Origin of the sequence: Bradyrhizobium sp. RP6 (assembly GCF_003837805.1) — a bacterium.
GTDB lineage: Bacteria > Pseudomonadota > Alphaproteobacteria > Rhizobiales > Xanthobacteraceae > Bradyrhizobium.
On the sequence record NZ_RQIT01000007.1, the window covers coordinates 221,349 to 247,469 of the forward strand.

At 65.6% G+C, this 26,121-nt stretch carries 21 protein-coding genes; 10 read left to right on the forward strand and 11 right to left on the reverse strand.

Annotated features, from left to right (window positions below; translation table 11 throughout):
• The first annotated feature begins 142 nt into the window (after positions 1 to 142).
• Both EHH60_RS16675 and EHH60_RS16680 read left to right on the forward strand, forming a co-directional pair.
• A complete protein-coding gene (locus EHH60_RS16675) occupies positions 143 to 1,243 on the forward strand; it encodes a S1C family serine protease (RefSeq protein ID WP_124160534.1) in 1,101 nt (366 codons plus the stop codon).
• Between the two features lie 126 nt (positions 1,244 to 1,369).
• Positions 1,370 to 3,694, forward strand: coding sequence for a xanthine dehydrogenase family protein molybdopterin-binding subunit (locus tag EHH60_RS16680; protein WP_124160535.1), 2,325 nt, complete (start codon positions 1,370 to 1,372; stop codon positions 3,692 to 3,694).
• A gap of 145 nt (positions 3,695 to 3,839) precedes the next feature.
• Here EHH60_RS16680 and EHH60_RS16685 read toward each other — a convergent pair whose 3' ends face one another.
• From EHH60_RS16685 to EHH60_RS16695, 3 genes are read right to left on the reverse strand one after another with little or no spacing between them, the layout of a single operon-like run.
• Positions 3,840 to 5,036: an acyl-CoA dehydrogenase family protein gene (locus tag EHH60_RS16685; RefSeq protein ID WP_124160536.1), complete on the reverse strand. Its 1,197-nt coding sequence runs from the start codon at positions 5,034 to 5,036 to the stop codon at positions 3,840 to 3,842.
• Between the two features lie 13 nt (positions 5,037 to 5,049).
• Positions 5,050 to 6,198, reverse strand: a complete 1,149-nt coding sequence (locus tag EHH60_RS16690; RefSeq protein ID WP_124160537.1) for an acyl-CoA dehydrogenase family protein — start codon at positions 6,196 to 6,198, stop codon at positions 5,050 to 5,052.
• Positions 6,199 to 6,203: 5 nt separating this feature from the next.
• Positions 6,204 to 7,058 carry an enoyl-CoA hydratase gene (locus EHH60_RS16695; RefSeq protein WP_124160538.1) on the reverse strand — a complete coding sequence of 285 codons (855 nt, stop codon included), beginning with the start codon at positions 7,056 to 7,058 and terminating at the stop codon, positions 6,204 to 6,206.
• Between the two features lie 153 nt (positions 7,059 to 7,211).
• Between EHH60_RS16695 and EHH60_RS16700 the strand changes: the two genes are divergently transcribed.
• The 6 genes from EHH60_RS16700 (at position 7,212) to EHH60_RS37570 (ending at position 12,497) form a co-directional block, all read left to right on the forward strand.
• Positions 7,212 to 7,820 carry a LemA family protein gene (locus tag EHH60_RS16700; protein ID WP_124160539.1) on the forward strand — a complete coding sequence of 203 codons (609 nt, stop codon included), beginning with the start codon at positions 7,212 to 7,214 and terminating at the stop codon, positions 7,818 to 7,820.
• Between the two features lie 132 nt (positions 7,821 to 7,952).
• A complete protein-coding gene (locus EHH60_RS16705; protein ID WP_199751515.1) occupies positions 7,953 to 8,846 on the forward strand; it encodes a TPM domain-containing protein in 894 nt (297 codons plus the stop codon).
• Between the two features lie 5 nt (positions 8,847 to 8,851).
• Positions 8,852 to 9,349: a TPM domain-containing protein gene (locus EHH60_RS16710; protein WP_124160541.1), complete on the forward strand. Its 498-nt coding sequence runs from the start codon at positions 8,852 to 8,854 to the stop codon at positions 9,347 to 9,349.
• Positions 9,350 to 9,699: 350 nt separating this feature from the next.
• Positions 9,700 to 10,680: a hypothetical protein gene (locus EHH60_RS16715; protein ID WP_199751523.1), complete on the forward strand. Its 981-nt coding sequence runs from the start codon at positions 9,700 to 9,702 to the stop codon at positions 10,678 to 10,680.
• 89 nt (positions 10,681 to 10,769) lie between these two features.
• Entirely contained in the window at positions 10,770 to 12,308 is a 1,539-nt protein-coding gene (locus tag EHH60_RS16720) for a hypothetical protein (protein ID WP_124160543.1), read from the forward strand.
• Between the two features lie 24 nt (positions 12,309 to 12,332).
• The gene (locus tag EHH60_RS37570) at positions 12,333 to 12,497 is read left to right on the forward strand and encodes a hypothetical protein (RefSeq protein WP_199751516.1); all 165 of its coding nucleotides are present in this window, start codon (positions 12,333 to 12,335) and stop codon (positions 12,495 to 12,497) included.
• Between the two features lie 222 nt (positions 12,498 to 12,719).
• Here the strand turns inward: EHH60_RS37570 and EHH60_RS16725 are convergent, their stop codons facing one another.
• Both EHH60_RS16725 and putA read right to left on the reverse strand, forming a co-directional pair.
• A complete protein-coding gene (locus tag EHH60_RS16725; RefSeq protein WP_124160544.1) occupies positions 12,720 to 13,925 on the reverse strand; it encodes a CaiB/BaiF CoA transferase family protein in 1,206 nt (401 codons plus the stop codon).
• A gap of 114 nt (positions 13,926 to 14,039) precedes the next feature.
• Positions 14,040 to 17,039, reverse strand: a complete 3,000-nt coding sequence (gene putA / locus EHH60_RS16730; RefSeq protein ID WP_124160545.1) for a bifunctional proline dehydrogenase/L-glutamate gamma-semialdehyde dehydrogenase PutA — start codon at positions 17,037 to 17,039, stop codon at positions 14,040 to 14,042.
• A gap of 113 nt (positions 17,040 to 17,152) precedes the next feature.
• On the opposite strand from putA, the gene EHH60_RS16735 reads away from it, so the two are divergent.
• Positions 17,153 to 17,614, forward strand: a complete 462-nt coding sequence (locus EHH60_RS16735) for an Lrp/AsnC ligand binding domain-containing protein (protein ID WP_124160546.1) — start codon at positions 17,153 to 17,155, stop codon at positions 17,612 to 17,614.
• 171 nt (positions 17,615 to 17,785) lie between these two features.
• On the opposite strand, the gene EHH60_RS16740 is transcribed toward EHH60_RS16735, so the two are convergent.
• From EHH60_RS16740 to EHH60_RS16755, 4 genes are all read right to left on the reverse strand, one after another.
• Entirely contained in the window at positions 17,786 to 17,986 is a 201-nt protein-coding gene (locus tag EHH60_RS16740; protein ID WP_008563500.1) for a cold-shock protein, read from the reverse strand.
• Between the two features lie 209 nt (positions 17,987 to 18,195).
• Positions 18,196 to 18,504 (reverse strand): SorB family sulfite dehydrogenase c-type cytochrome subunit, encoded by a 309-nt coding sequence (gene sorB / locus EHH60_RS16745; RefSeq protein WP_199751517.1) that lies wholly within the window; start codon positions 18,502 to 18,504, stop codon positions 18,196 to 18,198.
• Positions 18,505 to 18,516: 12 nt separating this feature from the next.
• Positions 18,517 to 19,716 carry a SorA family sulfite dehydrogenase catalytic subunit gene (gene sorA, locus EHH60_RS16750; RefSeq protein ID WP_124160548.1) on the reverse strand — a complete coding sequence of 400 codons (1,200 nt, stop codon included), beginning with the start codon at positions 19,714 to 19,716 and terminating at the stop codon, positions 18,517 to 18,519.
• Between the two features lie 182 nt (positions 19,717 to 19,898).
• Positions 19,899 to 21,632, reverse strand: coding sequence for an adenylate/guanylate cyclase domain-containing protein (locus EHH60_RS16755; RefSeq protein ID WP_124160549.1), 1,734 nt, complete (start codon positions 21,630 to 21,632; stop codon positions 19,899 to 19,901).
• Between the two features lie 318 nt (positions 21,633 to 21,950).
• Here EHH60_RS16755 and EHH60_RS16760 point away from each other — a divergent pair, with 318 nt between their 5' ends.
• Positions 21,951 to 23,456, forward strand: a complete 1,506-nt coding sequence (locus tag EHH60_RS16760; protein ID WP_124160600.1) for a glycosyltransferase family 39 protein — start codon at positions 21,951 to 21,953, stop codon at positions 23,454 to 23,456.
• Between the two features lie 164 nt (positions 23,457 to 23,620).
• On the opposite strand, the gene EHH60_RS16765 is transcribed toward EHH60_RS16760, so the two are convergent.
• Together EHH60_RS16765 and EHH60_RS16770 are read right to left on the reverse strand one after the other, a co-directional pair.
• On the reverse strand, positions 23,621 to 24,649 hold the full coding sequence (locus tag EHH60_RS16765; protein ID WP_124160550.1) for a YcjF family protein: 1,029 nt from the start codon (positions 24,647 to 24,649) through the stop codon (positions 23,621 to 23,623).
• Complete coding sequence (locus tag EHH60_RS16770; protein WP_124160551.1) at positions 24,646 to 26,115, reverse strand: YcjX family GTP-binding protein; 1,470 nt, start codon at positions 26,113 to 26,115, stop codon at positions 24,646 to 24,648. The genes EHH60_RS16765 and EHH60_RS16770 overlap by 4 nt, the downstream gene beginning before the upstream one ends.
• Positions 26,116 to 26,121 lie beyond the last annotated feature (6 nt).

Consider the following 26,121-nt stretch of genomic DNA (forward strand, 5'->3'; position numbering starts at 1 on the left):
CACCCGTGCATGAGCCAGAAAAGCCCTTACCTCCCAACCGGGAAACTTCCGTTCGTCTGCGACGTTGCCGCGTGAGCGAGGTCTGTCACTCCATGCATGTGCATCCCAAGGCCGTATTCAGCACTGGAGACGGTGGTCACCGATGAATCGTCGCTACGCGATTGCCGCGGCAGCCTTCGCCGCCCTGCTGCTTGCCGTCACTGCCGCGAAGATCCTGCATGTCCCGACGCTGCATGTCCCATGGGCTGCGCCCTCCGCGCGCGCGGTCGAGCAGCGCGGTCCGCTGTCCGATGGCGAAAAGGCGACCATCGAGATCTTCGAGCGCGTGTCTCCTTCGGTCGTCCAGGTGGCGGTGAAATCGGCGACCAATCCTCTCATGGGTGAGGAAGGCCAGGGCGGCTCTTCCGGCACGGGATTCGTCTGGAATCGCGACGGGCATCTCGTGACGAACAATCACGTCGTCGCCAGTGGCGGCGAAATCGCCGTGCGCTTTGCCTCGGGAGAGGTGGCCCAGGTCGATCTCGTCGGCACGGCTCCCAATTACGATCTTGCGGTGCTGCGGATTCGCAGCGTGCGCGAGCTTCCACCGCCGATCGCTCTCGGCAGCTCGAGCGACCTGAAGGTCGGGCAATCCGCCTTCGCGATCGGTAATCCCTTCGGACTGGATCAATCGATGACGAGCGGCATTATCAGCGCGCTCAAGCGCAGGCTTCCGACCCATGGCGGTCGGGAGATTGCCAATGTCATTCAGACCGATGCCGCGATCAACCCCGGCAATTCGGGTGGACCGTTGCTCGACTCTGCCGGCCGGCTGATCGGCGTCACGACTGCGATCATTTCGCCGTCCGGTTCGAACGCCGGCATCGGCTTTGCGGTCCCGGTCGACGTCGTGAACCGGATTGTGCCCGAGCTCATTCGCAACGGTCGCGTGCCGACGCCCGGCATCGGCATCGTGGCCGCCGGCGAGGATGTTTCGACCCGGCTTGGCGTCGAAGGGGTGATCGTGGTGCGGACGGCCCCCGGCAGCCCTGCCGAGCGGGCGGGAATCCGCGGTGTCAATTTTTCGACTGGAGCGGTCGGAGACATCATCACCGCGGTCGAGGGCAAGCCGGTGCGGCGCCTCTCCGACCTGACCGATGCGCTCGAGCAGGCCGGCGCCGGGAAGACCGTTCGCCTCACTGTCAAGCGGGGCTCGGACACTCGTGACGTGAATATTGGCATCATCGACATCGATAGGTCCTAGCCGGCCGATCCGCGCCAGCAAAGAGGCCCTGACGCGCATTGCAGATGTGCCCGGGCTCGGTTGTCTGGCCCGCAAAATCGGTTAAAACCGCCGCGGTCGTTTTCCGGATTTCGAGGACATAACGGAATGAACATTCTTCCCGGCAATTTGCGTTTCGGAGCGGGCCAGCCCGTCAAGCGTTTGGAAGACCAGAGGCTGCTCACCGGGAAGGGACAGTTCATCGACGACAAGCCGGAGGAGGGCGCGCTGTGGCTGCACGTGCTGCGTTCGCCGCACGCCCACGCGAAGATCGTCTCGATCGACACCAGCGCCGCGGCCGGAATGCCCGGCGTCACCGCAATCTACACCGGCGCCGACCTCGTCAAGGACGACGTCGGCAGCATCCCGACGCTCAATATCTTCAAGCGCCCCGACGGCAAGCCGATGACCGTGCCGCCGCGCCGGCTGCTCGCCTACGAGATCGTGCGCTACGCCGGGGAGGCCGTGGCCGCAGTGGTGGCTTCCTCTCGCGCGGAGGCGCAGAACGCCGCCGAAGCGATCGTCGTCGAGTACGAGGTTCAGCCCGCGGTGGTCGATCCCATCGAGGCCGTGAAGCCCGGTGCGCCCGTGGTGTGGCCGGAGGCGCCCGACAACATCGTCGGGGCCATGAGCTATGGCGATGCCGCCAAGGTGGACGAGGCCTTTGCCAAGGCGGCGCACACCGTCGAGCTCGATCTCGTCAGCCAGCGCCTCGTGCCCTCCGCGATGGAGCCGCGCTCGACCATTGCCGAGATCGACAAGAAAACAGGCCGTCTCCTGCTGCATGTGCAGTCGCAGACGCCGGCGTCGACCCGCGACGTGCTGGCGGAAGCCGTGCTGAAGCGCCCGAAGGACAGCGTCCGTGTGCTGGTCGGCGACATCGGCGGCGGCTTTGGCCAGAAGACCAATCTCTATCCGGAGGACGGCATCGTCGCCTATGCCGCGACCAAGCTGAACAGGAAGATCCGCTGGCGCGGCGACCGCACCGACGAGTTCGTCGGCGGCACCCATGGCCGTGACCTCACCTCGACCGCGTCCTTTGCGCTGGACGAGAAGGGCAAGGTGCTGGCCTATCGCGTCAAGTCGATCGGCTGCACCGGGGCCTATTCCTCGGGCGCGGCCAACATCATTCCGCTGGTGCTCGGACCGTTCGTGCAGACCGGCGTCTACGATCTGCCGCTGGTGCATTTCGAGGTGAAGTCGGTGATGACCCACACCGCGCCCGTCGGTGCCTATCGCGGCGCGGGTCGCCCCGAGGCGGTCTTCATCGTCGAGCGCCTGTTCGACGCCGCCGCACGAAAAATCGGCATGGATCCGCGTGCGATCCGGAAGGCCAACTACATCAAGCCGGCGCAGCTGCCCTACACCAATGCGGCGGGCCAGGTCTACGATTCCGGCGCCTTCGCGCACATGCTCGATCGCGCCGTGAAGCTTGCCGACTGGGACGGCTTTGCCGCGCGCAAGAGGGCGGCGAAGAAGAAGGGCCTGCTCTACGGCCGCGGACTGACCTCCTACATCGAATGGACCGGCGGGCGCGCCCACACCGAGAAGGTCAGCCTGCACGCGACATCGCAGGGGCGCGTCGTGCTGCATTCCGGCACGATGGCGATGGGTCAGGGGCTGCAGACCACCTACACCCAGATGATCTCCGACACGCTCGGCATTCCCATGGACAAGATCGATGTGGTCCAGGGTGATACCGATCTCGCCATGGGCTTTGGCAGCGTCGGCTCGCGTTCGCTGTTCGTCGGCGGCACCGCGGTTGCTGTGTCCTCCAACGACCTGATCCAGAAGGCACGCGAAAAGGCGGCAAACGTGCTGGAGACCTCGGTCGAGGATATCGAGTACCAGGGCGGCATGCTCACCGTGGTCGGCACCGACCGCCGCATCAGCCTGTTCGATCTCGCCGAGAAGGAGAACGGCGCCAAGCTCAGCGTCGATTCCGAGGGTGAGGTCGACGGCCCGAGCTGGCCGAACGGCACGCATATCTGCGAGGTCGAGATCGATCCCGAGACCGGCGTCTCCAAGGTCGTGCGCTACACCACGGTCGACGACGTCGGCGTCGCCGTGAACCCGATGCTGGTCACCGGCCAGATCCATGGCGGTGTAGCGCAGGGCATCGGCCAGGCGCTGTACGAAGGCGTGTCCTACGATGCCGACGGCCAGCTCCTGACCGCCAGCTATCAGGACTACTGCATCCCGCGCGCCGACGACGTCCCGCCGATCGTGGTGACGCTGGATGACTCCGCGCCCTGCCGCACCAATCCGCTCGGCGCCAAGGGCTGCGGCGAATCCGGCGCGATCGGCGGCCCGCCCTGCGTCACCAACGGCGTCATGGACGCGCTCGCCGAGCTCGGCATCACCCAGCTGAATACGCCGCTCACGCCGCAGAAGATCTGGCAGGCGATCCGGGACGCGAAGGCGGCCGGTTAGCACCGTCATTGCGAGCCACAGGGTCCGCGCAAAGCGCGGCCCGATGACAGGCTCCGCGAAGCAATCCAGTCTCTCTCTGCGGAAAGATTCTGGATTGCTTCGTCGCAAGAGCTCCTCGCAATGACGGAGGAGAAAGCCGTAGCCCTCAAATCCCCAACATCATCTTCGCGATGATGTCGCGCTGGATCTCCGAGGTGCCACCGAAGATCGTGTAGGCGCGGCCGTTGAGATATTCCGGGATCACCGTCAGCATCTCCTCGGGCGTCGCCGGCTCGTGGTTGAGCTTGTAGAGCGGGCGCATCGGCTCCACGGCGAGGGCGTCATGGCCGATCACGTCGGCGCCCAGCCGCGTCACGGCCTGGCGGATCTCGCTATTGCGCAGCTTCAGGATCGACGACACCGCGCCGGGATTTTGCCCGGTTTGCAGTGCCGAGAGCACGCGCAGCTCGGTCATCTCCAGCGCGTCGATGTCGACCTCGACCTCGGAGAGGCGCGTCGCGATATCGGGGCTGTCGATCGCGCGTCCCGTGAGGTCGGACTCGGCAAGGTCCGCGATCGCCTTCAGCCCCTCGCGCAGCTTGGCCGAGGCAATCCCCGAGCCGCGCTCGAACTCGAGCAGATATTTGCCATAGGTCCAGCCCTTGCCTTCCTCGCCGACGCGGTTGGCGACCGGCACGCGCACATCGTCGAAGAACACCTGGTTGACCTCGTGATCGCCGCCGATAGTGAGGATCGGCCTTGTGGTGATGCCCGGCGTCTTCATGTCGATCAGGATGAAGCTGATGCCGTCCTGCTGCCGCGGCCCGTCGCCGGTGCGCACCAGCGCGAACATGCGGTTCGCGTGATGGGCATGCGTGGTCCAGATCTTGGTGCCGTTGATGATGTAGTCGTCGCCGTCGCGCACCGCGCGCGTCTTCAGGGACGACAGGTCGGAGCCGGAGCCGGGCTCGGAATAGCCCTGGCACCAGTAATCCTCGCCGGAGAGAATCCGCGGCAGGTAGAAGTTCTTCTGCTCCGGTGAGCCGAAGCCGATGATGACTGGCCCGACCATCTTCACGCCCATCACGTTGACATTGGGCACGCCGGCGCGCGCGCATTCGGTCTCGAAAATCCAGCGCTGCGCCGGAGTCCAGTCCGGGCCGCCATATTCGACCGGCCAGCCCGGCGCGCCCCAGCCTTGCCTGTGCAGCGCGCGTTGCCAGGCCATGCCGATGTCGGGGTCGGAGAACACCGACGGCGTCAGCGCGGTCGCGCGCTTCATCTCCTCGGTGAGGTTCTTGGCAATGAAGCCGCGCACTTCGTCCTGGAAGGCACGCTCCTCGGCATTGAACGAGAGGTCCATGATGCGCTCCTTGTCAGGCCGAGACGGCCCTGCGTCCCAGCTCGGCGTGGCGGGCATAGTGATGTGCACTGCCGCCGAACAGCGTGTCGAAGGCGACCAGCCGCTTGAAATAGCCGCCGACCTCGAGCTCCTCGGTGACGCCCATGCCGCCGTGGAGCTGGATCGACTGCTCGCCGACGAAGCGCGCGCATCTGCCGATCTTCGCCTTCGCGCCCGATGCCGCCCGGGCACGCTCGATCGGCGCGCTATCTGCCTTCAACGCAGCCCGCAGCGCCATTGAACGGGCCTCGTCGACCTGCATCGCCATGTCGGCGAGGCGGTGGCGGATCACCTGGTTGGCGGAGAGCGGCCGGCCAAATTGCTTGCGGATCTTGGTATATTCCAGTGTGGTGTCGAGCAGCGTCTGCATGATGCCGACGGCTTCCGCACCTAGTGCTGCCATGGCGCGGTCGACGGCCCATTCGATCGCGGGCAGGGCGTCGCTGCCGTCGCCGAGCAGGGCGTCTTCCGGCAGATGCGCGTCGAACAGCTCGATGTTGCAGGCTCGTCCGCCGCCGAGGCGTGGATAATCGCTGATGACGAGACCCGGCGTCGTCGCCTGCGCGAGGAACAGGCCGATCCGCCCCGACGGTCCTCGATGATCGTGGATATGGGCGGAGACGATGATGTCGTCGGCGGCATGTCCGTCGAGCACGGCGACCTTGCTGCCGGACAGGTGCCAGCCTTGCGCCGTCTTGTTGGCGCTGGTCGTGACCTTGGCGAGATCGAACCGGGCCGCGCGCTCGGAATGCGCCAGGGCAAGCTTCAGTGATCCGTCCGCCACCTTGGGCAGGCTCGCTTGCTTCTGCTCACTGGTGCCGCATTTGGCGATCAGCGCGGCTCCCAGCACGGCCGTGGCGACATAGGGCTCCGACACCAGCCCGCGGCCGAAGGCCTCCATCAGGATGCCGATGTCGACCGCGCCGCCGCCGAGCCCCCCGAACTCTTCGGGAAGCGGCAGCGCGAGCCAGCCGAGCTCGGCGAACTGCTTCCAAACGGCCGGACTGAAGCCGAGCGGATCGTTCGCCATCTTGCGGCGGTGATCGGCGTCATAGCTTTCGGCCACGAAGCGTTCGGCGCTTTCGCGCAGCAGCTTTTGCTCGTCACTGAGATTGAGGTCCATCGTGTTTACTCCGCGGCCGCCGGCGGTTTGCGCACGGAGGGATGCAGTCCGGCGGGATCGACGATCATGCCGAACTCCTGGAGATTATGGGCGTGACAGAGCTGGTGCAGCGCAAAAGCCTGGTCGATTGCGGCCGGCTGGCCCATTACGTCGATCGAGCGGTTGACGGCTTCTTTGGTCAGCTTCAGCGCGAAGGACGGTTTTGCCGCGATCCGGCGCGCCAGCTCGAGCACGCGCGACGACAGCTCGGCGCGCGGCACGACCTGGTTGACCATGCCGAGCTGGTGCGCCTCCTGCGCGCTCCAGCTGTCGGCGGTGAACAGGAACTCCTTGGCTTTGCGCGGGCCGAGCTCCCAGGGATGCACGAACCATTCGACGCCGCAGACGCCCATGGTGACGACGGGGTCGCAGAACTGCGCGTCGTCGCTGGCGACGATGAGATCGCAGGCCCAGGCCAGCATCAGCCCGCCGGCGATGCACTTGCCATGCACCTCGGCAATGGTCGGCTTGGCGAGGTTGCGCCAGCGCCGCGTGATCTGGAGATATATTTCCTGCTCGCGCGCGAAGCGGCCATGGGCACCAGCCTCGTCAAAGCCGCCCCAATGTCCGATCGGCGGAAAATCGACGCCTGCGGCATTCTTGGCGCCGGGCCGCAGGTCATGGCCGGACGAGAAGTGTGGCCCATTGCCGGCGAGGATGATCACCTTGACCGCATCGTCCTGCACCGCCGCGTCGAAAGCGGCATTGAGGTCGTAGGTCATTTGCAGGTTCTGCGCGTTGCGTGCCTCCGGCCGGTTCATCACGACCCGGGTGATCGCCGGATCCGGCCTCTCCACGAGGATGGTCTCGAACGAGGACATCGTGTTTCCTCCGGCCTTTCCGCTTTTTGCCGGAGTTGACTATGTCGGCCTGCGATAGGCAAGAGGCTTGCGTCAGCCGGCTGCTTTCGAGCGCTCTGGCGTCTCGCGTGCTCGATCTGGTAGTTTGTATCAGATTCCACCGGGAGAAATTTGATGCGCAAGATCCTGACCGTGCTGGCGGCGCTGGCCTCGCTGAGCCTGACCAATTGCGGCTACAACGCGATCCAGAGTGAGGACGAGCAGATCAAGTCTGCCTGGTCCGAGGTCGTGAACCAGTATCAGCGCCGCGCCGATCTCGTGCCCAACCTCGTCAACTCGGTGAAGGGTTTTGCCCAGCAGGAAAAGGACGTGCTGCTCGGCGTCACCAACGCCCGGGCCAAGGTCGGCAGCATCCAGGCGACGCCCGAGGTGCTGAATGATCCCGCCGCGTTCCAGAAGTTCCAGGCCGCCCAGGGCGAACTCTCCAGCGCGCTGTCGCGACTGCTGGTCGTCACCGAGAACTATCCGCAGCTGAAGTCCGACGCGCTGTTCAAGGATCTGATGTCGCAGCTGGAGGGCACCGAGAACCGCATCACGGTCGCGCGCAACCGCTACATCAAGTCGGTGCAGGATTATAACGTCACCATCCGCTCCTTCCCGAGCAACCTCACCGCGATGGCGTTCGGCTACAAGGAGAAGCCGAACTTCTCGGTCGAGAACGAGAAGGCGATCTCGACCGCGCCGAAGGTGGACTTCAACCCGGCCCCGGCGCCATCGAAGTAAGCGCGTTCGCCTCTCATGCGCGCCCCACACAGTGCTGTCATTCCCCGCGAAGGCGGGGAATCCAGTACGCCGCGGCTTCTCGGTTCAGGCACGGCTGCCTCTGGGATACTGGATAGCCCGCTTTCGCGGGCGATGACGGCGAGTTTGTTGCGGACGATAGCGGTCATCGCGCTCTTCCTTATCCTTGCGTTCCCCGCCTTCGCCGACGTCCCCGTACCTCAACTCACCGGCCGCGTCGTCGACCAGACCGGCACGCTGTCCAGCAGCGACATCGCAGCGCTGTCGCAAAAGCTGAGTGACTTCGAGAACCGCAAGGGCAGTCAGATTGCGGTCCTGATCGTCCCGACCACCCAGCCGGAGACGATCGAGCAATTCTCGATCCGGGTCGCTGAGGCCTGGAAGATCGGCCGCAAGAAGGTCGACGACGGCGCGATCCTCGTCGTCGCCAAGAACGACCGGCACTTGCGCATCGAGGTCGGCTATGGCCTCGAAGGCGCGCTGACCGACGTGACCTCACGGCGCATCATCGACGAGGATATCACCCCCAAGTTCAGGAGCGGCGACTTCGCTGCGGGCATAGGCGCAGGCGTCGACCGCATGATGCGGGTGATCGATGGCGAGCCGCTGCCGTCGCCGTCGCGCAGCGCAAACTTCGCCCACAATCTGGACGACCTTATGCCGGTGTTTGCCGTGGCGCTGTTTGCTTCGATAGGCGTCGGCGGGTTCTTCCGCGCGATCCTGGGACGGCTGCTCGGATCCTTGGTGACCGGGGGCATCATCGCGGCGGTGACCTGGCTCATCCTCGGCTCCGCCGCGATCGCCGCGGCCGTCGGCGTGCTCGGCTTCATCATCGGGTTCATCGCCGATCTTTTTTCGGCGATGGGGCCTGGCACGAGGTCGTCGCGCGGCAGCTCGTGGTCGGGTGGCTCGGGCGGCTGGAGCAGCGGATCGTCTTCCAGCGACAGCGGCAGCTTCAGCGGCGGCGGGGGTAGTTTCGGCGGTGGCGGCGCCTCGGGGAATTGGTAACGATCATGAGCATCAAGCGCATTGCCACACATCTCGTGCAGCATCATTGGCGGGTGAAGCAGATCTTCCCGCAAGCCGTGCTCGACCGCATCGAGCACGCCGTCAAGCGCGGCGAGGCGACCCATTCCGGTCAGGTCCGCTTCGTCGTCGAAGGCGCGCTTGACGGCGTGCCGCTGTTCCGCAACCAGCCGGCGCGCGAGCGCGCGCTTGACGTGTTCTCGCATCTGCGCATCTGGGACACCGCGCACAACAACGGCGTGCTGATCTATCTCCTGCTCGCCGACCGCGACGTAGAGATCGTCGCCGATCGCGGCATCGATGCCAAGGTCGGCGCCGAAGGCTGGGAGAGCATTTGCCGCGCGATGGAGGGCGAGTTCAGATCGGGCCGTTTCGAGCATGGCGTCATCGCCGGCATCGAAGCGGTGTCGAAAGAGCTGGCAAGGCACTTTCCGCCGGGCGCATCGCATTCGAACGAACTGCCGGACGCGCCGGTCGTGATGTGACGGACGCGCGACTGGAGGCGGCGCGACAGTCCAGACTCCGTCATTGCTTCGTCGCTCCGCTCCTCGCAATGATGACGTGAGGCCCCGCGGCTTACTCTCTGTCGGCGACCCCCGCGCGACGACGAAGCCGCACCGACGAAGGCTGCTGGGGTCCATTCCGCCGCGGTTCATCTTCCCCCGGTTACAAACTGTTTCACACCCGCCACGCCGGTTCCATCTTCCCGGCCAAATTCGGCCCCGGATCAATTCCTAAAGTTTCGGTAAGCGGGTCCCAAGGTAAGGATTTCGCAAGCAATGAAAGTTACCAAAAGGTCAATCCAGACTGGAGTATTTGAGCCGTGAGCGAACCATTGCCCGAGCAGCCTGCCCAGGATCATGGCGCCGTCGAATCCATAGCGACCGCGCCGCAGGCCATGGAGGCTGCTGCCGGGATCGACGCCCCCTCGATCGCCCCCGATCACGAGGCGCCGCCCAAGCCGGATCCGGTCAAGGCGGAAGCTCCCAAGGTCGAGCCCCCGCGGATCGACGTGCCGAAATTCGAAGCGAAAGCCGAACCCAAGGCCGAACCCAAGGCCGAGCCAAAGCCGGGCAAGCTCATCGTCATGGCGCCCTCGGACCGGTCCTGGGACCGCGAGGACTTCGCTCCCCATGTGAAGGCGGACGAGCCGCGCCAGACCGGCAGGCGCCGCTTGTCGGCGATGGCCGCGGTGGTGGCGATCGCCGCTTGCGTCGGCGCGATCAGCGGCGCGCTTGCGACCGCCGGCATGATGCGTCTCGCCGCCCCGGCCCAGGCGCCGGTGCAGGTCGCCGACACCAGCGCGCTGGATGCTTCGGTCGCGCGGATCGATGCCGACCTTGTCGCACTGAAGGCCAATGTCGAGCAGAGCTCGAAAACCGGCGTCAGCCAGTTCAACCGGACCAATGACCGCCTCGACAAGCTCGAGAAGGCGCAGGCCGAGCCGCTGGCCAAGATCGCAAAGCTGTCCGAGACCGTCGACAAGCTTCGCGCCACGCCGCCCGCAGCGTCCGCGCAGGCTGCAGCAGCTCCCGCCAGGGAGACCACCGGCTCGATCGCGCCGGCCCAGGTTGCGACCGCCGCAGCCGCACCGGCTCCCGCCGCCCCCAGGACCGAAGTCGGCCGTCTGCCGACAATCGAGGGCTGGAGGCTGCGCAATGCCGGCAATGGCGGTGCGCTGATCGAGGGCCGCGACGGGCTCTACGAGGTCTATCCCGGCGATCCCATCCCCGGCGTCGGCCGCGTCGATGCGATCCGCCGTCAGGACGGCCGCTGGGTGGTCGTCACCAGCAGGGGCCTGATCGTGTCGCGCTGAGCGTTCGATATCTTTCGAAAAGGCGCTTCACCACGATGTGAGGCGCCTTTTTACTTGAATAGGCGTCTCTGCGCGGTGTTACCTGAGGCATGAGCCGCGCCTTGCGAATTCTCTTTGCTGTCGCCGTATTGTTGGGCGGCGTCGTTTCGCTATTCGCAGCGGAGAATACGGCGCTGACGCGCGGCACGGCGATCACCGATCCCGATCTCCTGCGCAAGCTCGACCAGAACAGCACGCTGACGATCTCGCGTCTGCTCTCGCCGGAGCGGAACGCGGACGTCCCGCTCACCACAGACCTGATGTTCGCGTCGCTGCCGCAGCTGAAGGAGATTCCGCCGGCGATCGATGCTGAACTCGATCGCTACATCGCTCGGTACAGCGCGACATATCCGACCGAGACCATCGGCGTCGGCGAAGGCTTCGACGTCCAGTTGTTCGATCGGGCCAATCTGAAGTCGCGTGACACGCGGTTCGTGCTGGCCGGGATCGTCAACCGCATGGACCGCGCCTATGTGTCGGAAGAGTCCTGCGGCGAGATCCGGCTGATCTATCGTCTGGCGCGTTTCGACGGCGGGCCGAATGGCGGCAAGACCGCAACGCGCCTGCCAATGACGCTCAACCTCGTGATGAAGGCGCGCGATCCGCGTCAGACCGATGCGAACGGCACGCCGGTCACCTGCGCCGAGGTTGCCCGGCGCTGGCTCGACAATGGCGACTGGCAGGGGTTGATCGGCAGTCGAATCCCCCCTTACGACGCCATGCTCGACCGCATCGAGACCAACATCCAGGTCTCGGTCGCGCCGAAATCGGCGCTGCACGATTTTCGCTCCGACTATCTGCTCAAGGTGTTCAAGTACGACGCTGCCACGAAGACGTTCGGGGAATCGACGCTGGAGAACCAGATCGACCGCGACAGGATCCACGCCGACGATGCGCTCCTGCGCGACTTCAAGGCCTGGTTGCTCGCGCCCGATCATCTGCGCGAATTCGATCTCGGCACCGTGCTGATCCCAGAAAAATTCCTGGCCAGGGCCGCGGTGGTGCCGACCCCAGCCGGCCTCGATGCCTCGGCGCTGCAGCCCGAGTTCGGCATGATGCAGGGTGAGGGTAGCGGCGATCCGGTCTTCACCGCTGGCGACGTGATCGGTGCGCTGAAGCAGGCGGCGGCACGCGGTGTCGACATGCAGAACGTCCGCTCGGTCGCAGGCTTCCAACGCCGTCTCAACGACGTCACCTGCGCCGGCTGCCACCAGACCCGCGGCATCGGCGGCTTCCATTTCCCCGGCGTCGATTGGCTCGCGGACAGGCCCCCCAATTCCGCCATCGTGCCGGCCTCGCCGCATTTTTTCGGCGACCAGCTCCGCCGCCGCGACATTCTGGTCGCGTTCGCCTCCGGCAAAAGGCCTGATTTCTCACGCGGATTTGCCAGCCGGCCGCAGACCCGCGGAGGTAAGGAACTCGCCGGCACCGAATATCAGGACGGCTGGGGCGCGCATTGTTCCCTGCAAGATGCGGGATCGGGAGCGCCGGACAAGAGTTTTACGTCATGGAGCTGTGCTAACGGTCTCACCTGTCAGGCTGCCGCGGCCTCGCGCCGCATCGGCATGTGCTTCATCAAGACGCGTTAAACCAACAAGCGATTTGGATGACCCATGACGAATACGAGCGAAGCGAACAAGGAGCGCAATCGCGAGATCGCTCATAATGAGGAAGCCAAGCAGGTCACCGGCAGCGTCCGCGTCAGCACCTGGGCGATCGCGGTCGCCTTCATCATCGGCGGCATCCTGTTCACGCTCGGCTGGCTGTCGTTGAGGTGATCAAAGCCCCTCACTTTGCGTAATTCGTCATCCGCTTTCCTGGCAGCAGTTCATAGGCCGGCTTTCCGGATTGCTTCGCTGCGCTCGCAATGACGGGGCTTTGTTGCACGGGCGGCCTCCCGATCGTCGTCCCGGACAAGCGCAGCGAAGCGGGGCGCAGATGGGGTCCCGGGTTCGCGCTTTTGCGCGCCCCGGGACGACAGTGGAGCGCGAGGCGCCGCCTTACCCCACAGCCCCCGAACTGCGCAGCTGCTTGATTGCCGCCTCGTCGTATCCCGCGCCGCGCAAAATCTCGTCACTGTGCTCGCCGACGGCTGGCGGCTTGCGCGGCTGCACCTTCTTGGCGCCGTCGATCCAGATCGGGCTGTTGATGGTCAGCATGGTGTCGTTCTCGAACGGCACCAGCACCTCGTTGTCGAGCATCTGCTTGTCGTTCGGGATGTCGTCCAGGATGCCGACGACGCCGAACACGAGGCCGCTGCCGTCGAGGATCTTTCGCCATTCGGCGAGATCCCTGGTCGCAAAAATGTCGTCCAGAATCTTGATCAGTTCGACCGAGCGGGCGTGACGGTCGGCCTTCGTGGCGAAGCGGGGATCATCGATCAAATCCTCGCGTCCGAGGCAGCGGGCCAGCGTCGGAAACTGCTTCTCCTCGTTGAGCAACGACAGGATCAGCCAGCGGCCGTCCTTGCACTGATAATGGTTGGCGACCGCGTTCAGCGCGCGCTCGCGCGGCCGCCGCTCGCCGAACTTGGAGCCGCAGAGCTTTGCCTGCGCCAGCACGCTCGCCGCCCACACCCCGTTCGCCATCAGATTGGAGGCGACGTGCGAGCCCTTGCCGGTCTTCTCGCGCTGATAGAGCGCGGTGACGATGGCGCCGTAGAACGCCATGGCGCAGGGATGATCGCCCATGCCGGCGACCGAGCGGGCCGGCGTGGTGTCGGTGTCGGCGCGGACGAGGTCCATCAGGCCGGAGCGGGCCCAATAGGCGTTGCTGTCGAAACCGGGCTTGTTGGCCTCCTCACCCTTCTCGCCATAGCCGGTGAAGGACGCATAGATCAGCCGGTCGTTGAGATGGGCGAGATGGTCGTAGGTGATGCCGAGCTTGGCGCGCACCGGCGGCGGCATGTTGGTGATGAAAACGTCGGCCTCCGCCACCAGCTTGTACAGCACGGCCTGCGCCTCCGGCTTTGCGAGGTCGAGGGCGATGCTCTTCTTGTTGCGGGCTTCCAGCAGCCAGGCGAAATTGTGCTCGCCGGTCGGATAGCCCGGCAGGTTCGGCAGATTGCGGTAGGGATCCCCAGCGCCCGGCGGCTCGATCTTGATGACGTCGGCGCCGAAATCCGACAATACGGTCGCGGCCGCGGGCGCTGCGATGAAGCTCGCGCAGTCCAGAACCTTCAGCCCAGCAAAAATGCCCTTGTCCATCGCGGCGTTGCTCCCTCGCTCTTGTCGTTTCCCGCGCGCTGGAATTGGCGCGGGCGCATCGTCGAGCATTAGACCGATGTTTCGGCTGGATGCAACGGCGCCAGGTGCAGGGCCTCACTCCTCCCCCGCAAGCAGGGCGGCATTGCCGCCGGCTGCTGCGGTGTTGATGGTCACCGTCTGCTCGGTGGCGAAGCGCGCGAGGTAGTGCGGGCCGCCGGCCTTCGGGCCGGTTCCGGACAGGCCGTTGCCGCCGAAGGGCTGCACGCCGACCACGGCGCCGATCATGTTGCGGTTGACGTAGATGTTGCCGACCTGGGTGCGGTCGATGATCGCCTCGATGGTGTCGTCGATGCGGGAATGGACGCCGAGGGTGAGCCCGTAGCCGGTGCGCTCGATCGCCTGCAGGACGCGTTCGAGATTCTCGGCGCGATAGCGTACGACATGGAGGATCGGGCCAAAGATCTCCTCGGTGAGCTGACCTGCGTCCTTAAGCTCGAAGATGTGCGGCGCAACGAAGCAGCCGTCCGGCGCGTGGCCTGCAAAGTGCAGCCGCGCCTCGCGCTTCATCCGCGCGATGTGCGCATCGAGGCGTTGCTTGGCCTCCCCGTCGATCACCGGCCCGACATGCGTCGCAACGTCGGAGGGATCGCCGATCTTCAACTCGCGCGCGGCGCCCGCGATCATCTCGATCATGCGGTCAGCGACGTCCTCCTGCACGAACAGCAGCCGTAGCGCCGAGCAGCGTTGGCCGGCTGAACGGAAGGCCGAGGTCACGACGTCGTCGGCGACCTGCTCGGGCAGCGCGGTGGCATCCGCGATCATCGCGTTGATGCCACCGGTTTCCGCGATCAGCGGCACGATCGGTCCGTCCTTGGCGGCGAGAGTCCGGTTGATGCTGCGGGCCACTTCGGTCGAGCCGGTGAAGACGACACCCGCGATATCCGCATGCGCGGTCAGCACGGACCCGATGCGGCCATCGCCGGTGACGAGGTGCAGCGCGCTCTTGGGGATGCCTGCCTCGTGCAGCAGGGCAACGGCCTCGCTTGCGATGCGCGGCGTCTGCTCGGCGGGCTTTGCGACCACGCTGTTGCCGGCCATCAGCGCGGCCGTGACCTGTCCCAGGAAGATCGCCAGCGGAAAATTCCAGGGCGAGATCGCGACGAAGACGCCTCGGCCGCGCATGGCGAGCACATTGCTCTCGCCGGTCGGACCCGGCATGGCAGCGTCGCCCCCGAACAGCTTGCGGCCCTGCGCGGCATAGTAGCGGCAGAAGTCAGCGGCCTCGCGCAGTTCCGACAGCGCGTCGTCAAGCGTCTTGCCGCCCTTGCGCTGCAACAGCGCGATGAAGTGTGCGCCGCGGCTCTCCAGCAGATGCGCGGCCTGCTCCAGCGCGGCCGCCCTCGTACCGGCCGGTGTTCGGGTCCAGGCGGCAAAGCCGGCGCGTGCCGCGGCGACCGCCGCACTGGCCTGATCCGGCGACGCATCGGCAATCGGCTTGAGGCCGGCCGCCTGGGCCTCGACGTCGGTCAGCAACCGGTCGAGCGCGGCACGTTCGCCGAATTCGATGCCGCGCGAATTGCGCCGCTCCGGCGCGAAGAGATCGCAGGGCAATGGGATTTTGGAATGGGCCGCCGCCTGCGGCCGGGCGATGCCATCTGCCGGACGCTGCAAAAGCGCCGACACCGGCACGCGATAGTCCGCGGCCTGCGCCACGAAGGACGAGTTCGCGCCGTTCTCCAGGAGCCGCCGCACCAGATAGGCGAGGAGGTCGCGATGGCTGCCGACTGGCGCGTAGGTGCGGTAGGCGATGTCCGGGCGATCTTTGGCCAGCTGCTCGTACAATGCTTCGCCCATGCCATGCAGGCGCTGGAATTCGAAGCCGCCGCTGTCCGCGGCAAGCTCCAGCACGGTCGCGACCGTCAGCGCGTTGTGGGTGGCGAATTGCGGGAAGATGCGCGGTCGCAAGGCCAGCAGTTTCGTCGCGCAGGCGACGTAGTTCAGATCCGTCATCGCCTTGCGCGTGAATACGGGATAGCCGCCGAGCCCGCGCTCCTGAGCGCGCTTGATCTCGGTGTCCCAATAGGCGCCTTTGACCAGCCGCACCATCAGCTTGCGGTCATGTGCACGGGCAAGCGCATCGACATAGTCGATCACCGCGCAGGCGCGCTTCTGATAGGCCTGGACCGCCAGGCCAAACCCGTCCCAGCCGGCAAGTGAGATATCGGCCAACGTGGCCGCGATGACGTCGAGCGACAGCTCCAGACGGTCGGCCTCTTCGGCATCGACGGTGAAGTTCAAATCGTGAGTCTTGGCGCGCTGTGCGAGGTCCAGCACCAGCGGCACCAACTCGGTCATCACACGGCCACGGCTGATCGCCTCGAAGCGTGGATGCAGCGCCGAGAGCTTGACCGAGATGCCGGGCCGGTCGGGCAGGGGATGGTTGCCTGCCGCCTTGCCGATCGTCTCGATCGCGCTCGCATAGGCGTCGAAATAGCGTCTCGCATCGGCCGCCGTGCGTGCGCCTTCTCCGAGCATGTCGAAGGAATAGCGTGTCTTCTGGCTGGAGCGCGGCCCGCCCCGCTCCAGCGCCTGCTCGATGGTCTCGCCCAGCACGAAATGATTGCCCATCAGCCGCATCGCCTGGCGCGTCGCGGTGCGCACCGCCGGCGCGCCGAGCCGCTTCACCAGACGGCCGATCGTGCCGTCGGGCGTCTCCCCGGGCTGGATCACCCGCGCCGAGAGGCCAAGCGCCCAGGCCGAGGCGTTGACCAGGAACGCGGTGGACTTCGTCTCGTGATGGATGAAATCGCCCTCGCCGAGCTTGTCCTCGATGAACTGGTCGGCGGTGCGCGCATCCGGCACGCGCAGCAGCGCCTCGGCCAGCACCATCAGCGCGAGCCCCTCTTTGGTCGAGAGCGCGAACTCCCGCAGCATGTCCTCGACGCCGCCGAGGCGGTCGTCACGCTTGCGGATCGCCTCGATCAGCCGCGTCGCGGTGCGGTCGATCCGCGCCTCCTGCGGCGGGCTCAGATGTGCCGATGGCAACAGACGCGCGGCAATGTCGGCGTCGTCAGGTGCATAGGGGGCGGTGAAGGGAGGCGGGTTGTTCGGCATGGCGTGTCCTGTGGCTAATTTCAGGATAAGGCCCGCATGACCGTCGTTCGATAGACAAATTAGCCGTTCTGCCTTAGAAAATAAAGTTCATGGGGCGAATGGCCGAGTAAAATATGGAATTCGATCGCGTCGACCGGAAGATCCTCTCGATTCTGCAGCAGGACGGCCGCATCGCCAATGTGGAGCTCGCCGAGCGCATCGGGCTGTCGCCGACGTCGATCGGCGAACGGCTGAAGCGCTTGCAGCGCGAGGGTGTTGTCGAAGGCTATGGCGCGCGGCTCAACCCGCACCGGCTCGGTCTCGGGCTGCTGGTGTTCGTCGAGGTGCTGCTCGACAAGACCACGCCCGACAATTTCGAGCGCTTTGCGCGTGCGGTGAAACTCGCGCCCGAGGTGTTGGAGTGTCACATGGTTGCCGGCGGCTTCGACTATCTTGTAAAGGCGCGGCTTGCGGATATGGCCGCCTATCGACGCTTTCTCGGCGAGACCCTGCTGTCGATGCCGGGCGTGCGCGAGACGCGGACCTATGCGGTGATGGAGGAGATCAAGCGCGACGCACCGTTGCCGGTGGGCTGACGACATGCCGTCGCGATTGTCATTGCTGTGGCGTGAAGAAGCGGTCTTCCAAGGAAAATAACTATCCCCCGTGCAATCGCAACGCCTGTCGTCGACTGCACTGGCCGTCTACTGAATTTTCTTGGCCCGGCTCCCGGATTGGCCTGGGAGGCAGCAAATAGCTGGTGGGCTTTATACTTTGAGGTTTTCTGCGGAGGTCTTGCCCCGGTTTGCGATCTCTTCGTATTCCACCGTCTGTCCCTCGTTGAGGGTGGACAGACCGGCTTTCTGCACCGCCGAGATATGCACGAACACATCCTTGCCCCCCGACGCAGGCTGGATAAATCCATAACCCTTCGTCGGGTTGAACCACTTGACCGTACCTTTAGCCATCACGACTTTCTCCGCGGGTCTTCCTCCGAGATCGCGAACCGCCAGTCCCCGCCAACCGGCCGGTTCGGTCCTATAGGATACGCGGAATGTGGCAGGCTTGGTAGCTCAAACCACATCGCCATTTCGCTGAATTCCGCTCAACTTCGCGGCGTTTTTGCCGGTTTTGCCCGTTTCGCGGTCAAATGGCCCGCATGCGTCCTCCGCATCCCTCAATACGTCGCAGCCAGATAATCGACGATCTTGCCGACATCGGCATCGTCGATCGGCGCGCCATAGACCTTGATCATCTTCGTCACCTCGGCCTGCCAGAAGCCCTTCTTGTCCTTCATCGGCGGCTGCGTGGCAATGTAGTCGGACGAGTGGCAGGCGCTGCAATTGCCTTGCACGACCTCGAGATTGGGACCGGGCTTGAAGGCGGCGACCTCGTCGGGAGTCTTGTAATTGACCGGCGCGGCAAACGCCGAACCCACTGCGGTGGCTAGGGCGAGCGTGACGGCGGGGAGAACGGTGCGCTGCATGATCAGTCTCCTTCAGGCCACGCTGACGCGGACGGTTTCGACGACGTTGCGTAAGTAACCCGCCGGGTTCCAGCGCGGCGTGTCCGGCTGCGTCTCGCCGCCATTGCCGGTGGCGCGCACCTTGAGCTCATGGCTGCCGGCGTCGAGCTTCACCGGCAGCTTCCATTCGCGGAAGGCGTAATTGCCAAGGTCCTTGCCGAGCTTGGCACTCGTCCAGGTCTTGCCGCCGTCGGTTGAGACCTGGACTTCCTTGATGCCCTTGCCGCCGTCGAAGGCGATGCCGCGCAGGGTCGTCGTTCCCGCCTTCAGCCTGGCGCCATCGGGGACGCTGGTGATGAAGGAGCGGATGGTGAAGCGGTTGATCGGGATCGTCGCCTTCGGCGCGGTGCCCGGCTCGACCGCGTTGTTCGGCGTATCGGGAATGCGATACGCCGACTTCATCCAGAAGCCGTCATAGACGTTGTCGATGACGGTGATCTCGTTGAGGTGCTTGACCCAGTAGGTGCCGAAATAGCCGGGCACGATCAGGCGCAGCGGGAAGCCGTTGAGGAACGGCAAGTCCTCGCCGTTCATGCCATAGGCCAGCATCACCTCGCCGTCGGTGGCGTGATCGAGATCGAGCGCCTTGACGAAATCGGGCGTCTTGTCGCTGACCGGTCCGTCCATGCCGTTGAACGTGACCTGCTTTGCGCCGCTCTGAACGCCGGCCGTCTCCAGCACGGCCTTCAGCGGTACGCCGCGCCAGCGCGCGCAGCCCATCGCGCCGTTGGCGAGCTGGCCGCCTGCAACGCGCGGCTCGAAGAAACCGCGGCTGTTGCCGGAGCACTGGTTGACCGCGACGATCTCCGTCGCCTTCATCTTCCTGATGTCCTTCAGCGAAAGTTTCAGCGGCTTGTCGACCTTACCCTTGACCTCGAGCGTGAACTTGTCGGGGTCGAGATTGTAAGGCAGGTCGGAGAGGTGATAGCGCACGAAGAACGCGTTGTTCGGCGTGATCGGACCGTCGTTGAACACCGCAAACGGCGTCTCCAGCTGCGGCGGCCGGCTGGTCAGGCCGATCATCGGCCGCTTCTGCGGATATTTCACCAGCGGCCGTTCGCCATTGGCGAAAGGCAGGGTGACGGTGTCGAGCGCCAGCGCCTTGGTGGAATTCAATGTGGCCGCAATGGCGGCAACGCCCGCTCCCTTGAGCAGGTCGCGTCGGTCGAACATTCTGGTCTCCTCCCGGAGCTTTTCGTTGGATCGCGGTCATCACCGCGATCCTGCGCTCATCTGTCGCAATGATCTGGATGATGTCAATTGGTGCTTTCGCAGCAAGCCCATGCCGCTGTGTTGCAGCAGGCCGGTGTTACGCGGTGAATAGGGAGGAGCCGGGCACTGCCGCCGTGGCTGCCTTACGCCGCCACCCGCTCGCTGCGATCAACCAGCGCCGTCAACTTCCTCGCATCCGCCACCACGCGCACCGCCATCGGCTCGTCGCGGCCGCGGATTGCGACCTCCTGCTGCGGCAGGGCGTCGTCGGCGAGGTCCGCGGTGCGGAGGATCTCCTCCGAGACGATCGCCTCGCAGGCCAGAGTCTTGGTCATGTCCTGCAGGCGGGCGGCGACGTTGACTGCATCGCCCAGCGCGGTGAAGACGATATGATCGCGATAACCGATGTCGCCAATGATGACCTCGCCGCCATGGATGCCGATTCCGAAGCGGATCGGCTGGCGAAGATCGTGGCTCAGGAGCTCGTTGAGCTCGTCGATATGGGCGGCGATTCCGGCGGCGGCCTTCAGCGCCTGCCGGCACGCGGTTCGCGGGTCGGCCGACAGCCCGAACAGCGCCAGCATGCCGTCGCCGACGAACTGGTTCGGTTGCCCGCCGTTCTCGATCACGGCCTGCGAGACCGCACCGAGGAAACGGTTGACGATGAAGACCGTGTCGAACGGCAGCCGCTTCTCGGCAAGCTGCGTCGAGCCGCGCATGTCCACGAACAGGCTGACGAGATAGCGCTCCTGGCCGATTCTGGCCGGCGTCGAAGCCTGCGCGTTGGCGGAGAGTGTGTGCGGTGTGAAGAGCTGGAAGAAGGAGAGGTCGGAGGTTGGCCGCAGCTGGCAGGCGAGCCTGATCGAGGGATCGGTGGTGCCGACGCGGGTGAGCACGAAGGCCTCGCGCTGCGACGGTTCGGGCAGGGCATCATGATCGCCGATGATGCGGATGCGGCAGGTCGAGCAGCGGGCGCGGCCGCCGCAGATGCTGGCATGCGGCACGTTGTGGCGCAGGCTCGCTTCCAGCACCGAGAGACCCTTGGGGACCCGCACCGTCTTGCCGTTGCCGTAGGACAGCGCGATCATGCCGCCGCGCCGCTCGCGCAAGGCCCGCGCGCCGCGTGCCGCCAGCACCAGTCCCAGCAGACCGAAATAACCGATGGTGAGCCCGCCGGCGATGCGGTCGAGCGTGTTGCCTTCCGCTACCGTGCCGACCTGGCGGCGCGTGAGATTGTGCGTGCGCCATTCTCCATCATCGCTCTCGATGGCGACGCTGCGGCCGCCCTGATAGATGCCGAGCAGCGCCAGCGTCGGGATCAGCACGGCGGCCGCGAGCAGATAGGGCGCCGCGCGCGTGAAGAACGGCTTCAGGCGAAGCCAGAAGAAAATGCCGATGCAGCTGTGCACCCAGGCAATGAGGAGCAGGATCGTCATCTGCCAGAGCCGGCCCGGCGCTGCGACGAAGAACAGATAGAGCTCCTGCGGATAGAGCTTCTGATGATCGTACAGCGTGTAGCCGAGCCTCACCCCGATCACGTGCCCCATGACCAAAGCGGGGATGCTCAGGCCCAGCACCAGCTGGAGCGGCTCGACCGTCCGCCAGCGGAACTGCCGGCGCTGATACAGGGCGTAGATGCCGAGGCCCATATGGGTGAGCGCAGCCGTGTAGAACACGATCGCGACGGGTAGGAACTGCCAGAACAGGGTATGGTAGTAGACCCCGACCTCCATGGCATCGACCGAGATGTTGCCCAGCGCGTGGTTGAGGAAGTGGCTGACCACATAGGCGAACAGGATGATTCCGCAGATGAGCCGCACCTGCCGCGCGCTGGTGGCGCAGACAAGTTCGGGCATGTGTACGGGAGCGGTGGCCATGATTCGGTTGTATCAGTTCATGGAGGAGAACAGCCAGCCTAGCGTTTAATTCCGCCCGCGGACAGCTTGCCCGATCACATGCGCGGCAAGGTTACAGAACCGCAGGCGGGAAAGGACGCGCTCTTGCGCGCCGTGCCCACCATTTCGCGGTCACCCTCCGCTGTCGTCCCGGCCCTCGCCGGGACCACGACGCCTACATTGACTCCCCCTCTCAAGTCGGGGAAAAGCGCGGCCGTGACGACCGCTCCCGACATTTCTGCGGAACCAGACGGCGCCGAGCGCCGTCTCATCCTCGTTGCCGCAGCGATCATCGCCGCGATGACCGTGCTGCGCATCGTCTACGCCTCCGCGATCGAGCTGCGCACGGACGAAGCCTATTACTGGACCTGGTCGAAGGAAACGGCGCTCAGCTTTCTCGATCATCCCCCCGGCATCGCCTGGATGATCCGCCTCAGTACCGCGATCTTCGGCGATACCGCGCTCGGCGTCCGCTTCGGTGGCATCGTCGCAATGCTGGTGACGCAGCTGCTGCTCGCCGACATCGTCCGCCGCCTTACCCATGATGCGCGCGCTGTCATGTTCGCGGTGCTGATGCCGGAGGCCGCGCTCTATTACGGCCTGCTGATGGCCAAGGTCGCGCCAGACGTCGCGATGATCCCGTTTGCGGTCGCGATGATGTGGTCGCTGGTGCGGCTCGCACAGGGCGGCGACGGCCGCTGGTGGCTCGCGGCGGGCCTGTTCGCAGGCCTCTCGATGCTGTCGAAATTCACCGCGATCATGTTCGCGCCGGCGGTTGCCGCCTTTCTGCTGGTGCCGGACTGGCGCTGGCGTTGGCTTCGGAGCCCTTACCCTTACCTCGCCGTCCTGATTGCGATCGCCGCGTTCTCGCCGGTGCTGATCTGGAATGCGCAGCACGACTGGGCCTCGTTCCGTTTCCAGGGCGTGCGCGCTACCGCCAGTTACGGCATCTCGCTGCGGACGATCGGCGATTACATCGGCCTGCAATTCGGCCTGGTCGGCTTCGTCATGCTGCCGGTCGTGCTGACGGGCCTGGTGCTGACGGCATGGCGCGGCTTTCGCACGCGCGAGCCGGTGGCGATCCTGCTGTCGACAGCCGTGCTGGTGCCGTTTCTTTATTTCCTTGCGAAGTCGATGACGCTCCGGGTCGGCGACACCTGGCCGATGTTCATGTGGCCGGTCGGCTTCGCGGCCACCGCGCTGAACCTCGCAACGATGACGAAAGAGGGATGGTCGGCCCGAATGCTCAGATCGTCGCTGTTCTGGGCCAGGACTGCAATTGTCTCGGGTATCGCCTTCGTCGTCATCGTGTTTCTCTATTACGTCGCCGCGCCATGGAACTTCCTGGGCAGGATCGATCCGATCGGCGCCGAGGCCGGCTATGAGCAGGTCGCCGCGCGCGTGCAGGCCGCGCTGGATGAGACCGGCGCGACCTGGATCGCAACATCGGACTACCGCACCTACGCCATGATGCGCTGGCTGTTCAGGGGGCGCGCGCCCGTGATCGAGATCAACGAGCGCGGCCGTTTCCAGGATTTCCGCGATCCCGGCATGGACAAGATCAAGGACCACGCGGGCGTCTATGTCGGCCGCGCGCCGGACGATCGTTCGTCGCTGTGGCAGAACATCCCGGCCAAGCGGGAGCAGCTCGGCCAAGTCGAGCGCAGCTGGCGCGGCCGGGTGATGGACACCTATGTGCTGGAAAAGCTCACCGGTTGGACCCCGGAGCTGTCGCCGCCGAAGGACTCGCCATTGTTCCAGTGGCGGGTGTTGGCGGGGGAATTTGAGAAAGGTTCGCTTGGATAGAGCCGCAAGCTCGGACTCTTTCCCTTCTCTCCTTGCGGGAGAAAAGGTGGCGCGAAGCGCCGGATGAGGGGTCTCTATCCACACGGCAAGAGCCGCGTACATGCAGAGATACCCCTCGACGTCTCGCAGGGGGAGAGGGGGCGGCGAACGTGTGGCACGAGAAACTACTCTTCTCCATCCTTCTTCCGCAGCAGATCCGTGGCCAAATCCGACAGCTTCGGCGGCGGCAGTGCCGCGAACGGCAGCGGCCGCGTGACGTCGATCGCAGCTAGCCCCAGTCGCGCCGTCAGCAAACCATTGAGCACGCCTTCACCCAGTCGCTGCGAAAGCTTCGCAGCGATGCCATGGCCGAGCATCTGCTGCACCAGGCTGTCGCTCGCGGCCATGCCGCCGGTGATGGCGAGATGAGCGATGACGTGACGGAGCAGGCGGATCATGCCGAGCGCGCCGGGGCGGCCGCCATAGAGATAGGCAAGCTGGCGGATCAGGCGCAGCGCGGCGACGAACACGAACAGCACGTCGATCGCCGCGCGGGGGGAGACCGCTGTGACGATCGAAACCTTTTGCGCGGCTGATGACACCAGCCGCCGCGCTTCCGCATCCAGCGGCGACATCAGTTCGCGCTCTGCCAGGCGGATCATGTCGGCTCCGTCGATGATCTCGCCGGCATGGCTCTCCAGCGTGGCGCGGGCTCGCGCCAGCTGCGGGTTCTGGTGCGCGATCTTCAGCAGGTCCTGCACGATGACGCGGCTCTCCTTGCGATCGTCACTGGCAAGCACGGCGGCCGCGCGCTGATGCAGCTTCTCGATGGTCGCAAGACGCGCGAGACCGAACGCCTCGCGCCCGATCACCACGGCGAGCGCCAGCGCGGTGACGGCGGCGAAGGCAAGTCCGACGAAGCCGAGCGTCTGGCTGCGCGCGAACAGATCCTCGATCAGATGCACCACGCCGAGCCCGGTGCCGAGCAGGGTCAAGCCCGCGAGCCCCGACCAGAACAGCGTGCCCCAGGGAAAGCCGCGCCGCGCCGGGACCGCGGCTTGCACCGGCACCGGCAGCATCGCCGGGTCGGGCTCCGGCGTGATCTGGATGGTGCCGCGACCGAGCCGTCCCGTCTCGTCGGCCTCGGTGACGACGACGCCGGGATCGTCGAGCCGGAACGTCGCCGGCCGCCGCTGCTGGGATCGGTCGTTCATGACAGCTTGTCTCCGATCAGGAACTGCAAGGCACGGTCGAGGCGGATGTGTGGCAGTGCCGGCTCGTCGTTGCCCCCGCGTTCCAGCTTGGGCGGGCGGAAGCGCAGGAAGCGGAAGTCGCTTTTCCCGGCCGCCTCCGTCGCGAGTCCGCGGAACGCATCCGTGCCGTTGAACAGCGGCTCGGGATCGACGGGCAGATCGCCCGGAAAGGTCGCAACTTCCGTATTGCCGTCGAAGAACTCGCCGCCGGCGCTTTCGCCCGCAGCCGGCGTGCCCAGGATCGACGGCAATTTGTCGCGGCCACGCGCCACCTGCGCCTCACGCGTGGCGCGGACCGCGGCCAGCGCCACGACGTCGACCGCCGCGCCGGTATTTTCCGCGCGCGCGACGGCGCCCACAACGGCGCGGCGCAGCACGGCTTCGAGCCGGTCATGGCTGGAATGATGCAGATGGTCCGCCTTGGTCGCCGCAAACAGGATGCGGTCGATGCGCGGCCGGAACAGGCTGGAGAGCAAGGTGCTGCGGCCGATGTTGAAGCAGTCGAGAATGCCGGCGAGCGCGGCTTCGAGATCGTGCAGCGCTTCGGGGCCCGAGTTGAATGCGGCGAGTGCGTCCGCCAGCACGATCTGGCGATCGAGCCGCGCAAAATGATCGCGGAAGAACGGCCGCACCACGACGTCCTTGTAGGCCTCGAAGCGCCGCACCATCATCGCCCAGAGCGAGCCGTCGGGGGCCTGTCCGCCAGAGGGCAGATCGAGCGGCGCAAAGGTCAGCGCGGGGGAGCCTGCGAGATTGCCGGGCATCAGGAAGCGGCCGGGCGGCAACAGGCTCATCGCAAACCGCTCCTCGCGGCATGCGCGCAGATAATCGGTGAACAGCTTTGCGGCCGTCAGCGTCGCCTGCTCGTCCTCGCGGGCTTCGGGCTTGAGCGCTGCGAGATGCGCGTGCCAGTCCGCCGCGAGATGCGCCCGGGGTGTCTCGCGCGACAGCGCCAGGCTTTCCGCCGACCATTGCTCATAACTTTTCTGCAGCAGCGGCAGGTCGAGCAGCCATTCGCCGGGATAGTCGACGATGTCGAGCGTTAAATTGCGGTCCGCTCCGTTCGGGCGCTGGTACTCGATGACGAGCCTGAGCTCGCTGATGTCGACCGTCGAGTTCGGCCAGCGCCGTTCCTCGATCAGCGCGCGCAGGTGGTTCTCATAGGCAAAGCGCGGCACGGCATCGTCCGGCTGTGGCGCCAGATGCGCCCGGGCGATCCGGCCGGAGGCATAGGCTTCGAACACCGGAAACCGCCCGCCGCGCGTCAGCCCGTGGATCAGCGCTGTGATGAATACGGTCTTACCGGCCCGCGACAGGCCGGTGACGCCAAGCCGCACCGTCGGGTTGAAGAAATGCTCGCCATAGTCGATCAGCGCCCTCGCCGACAGCCGCGCCTCTTCGACCATATCCTGGAAACTGAATGCCATATGAAC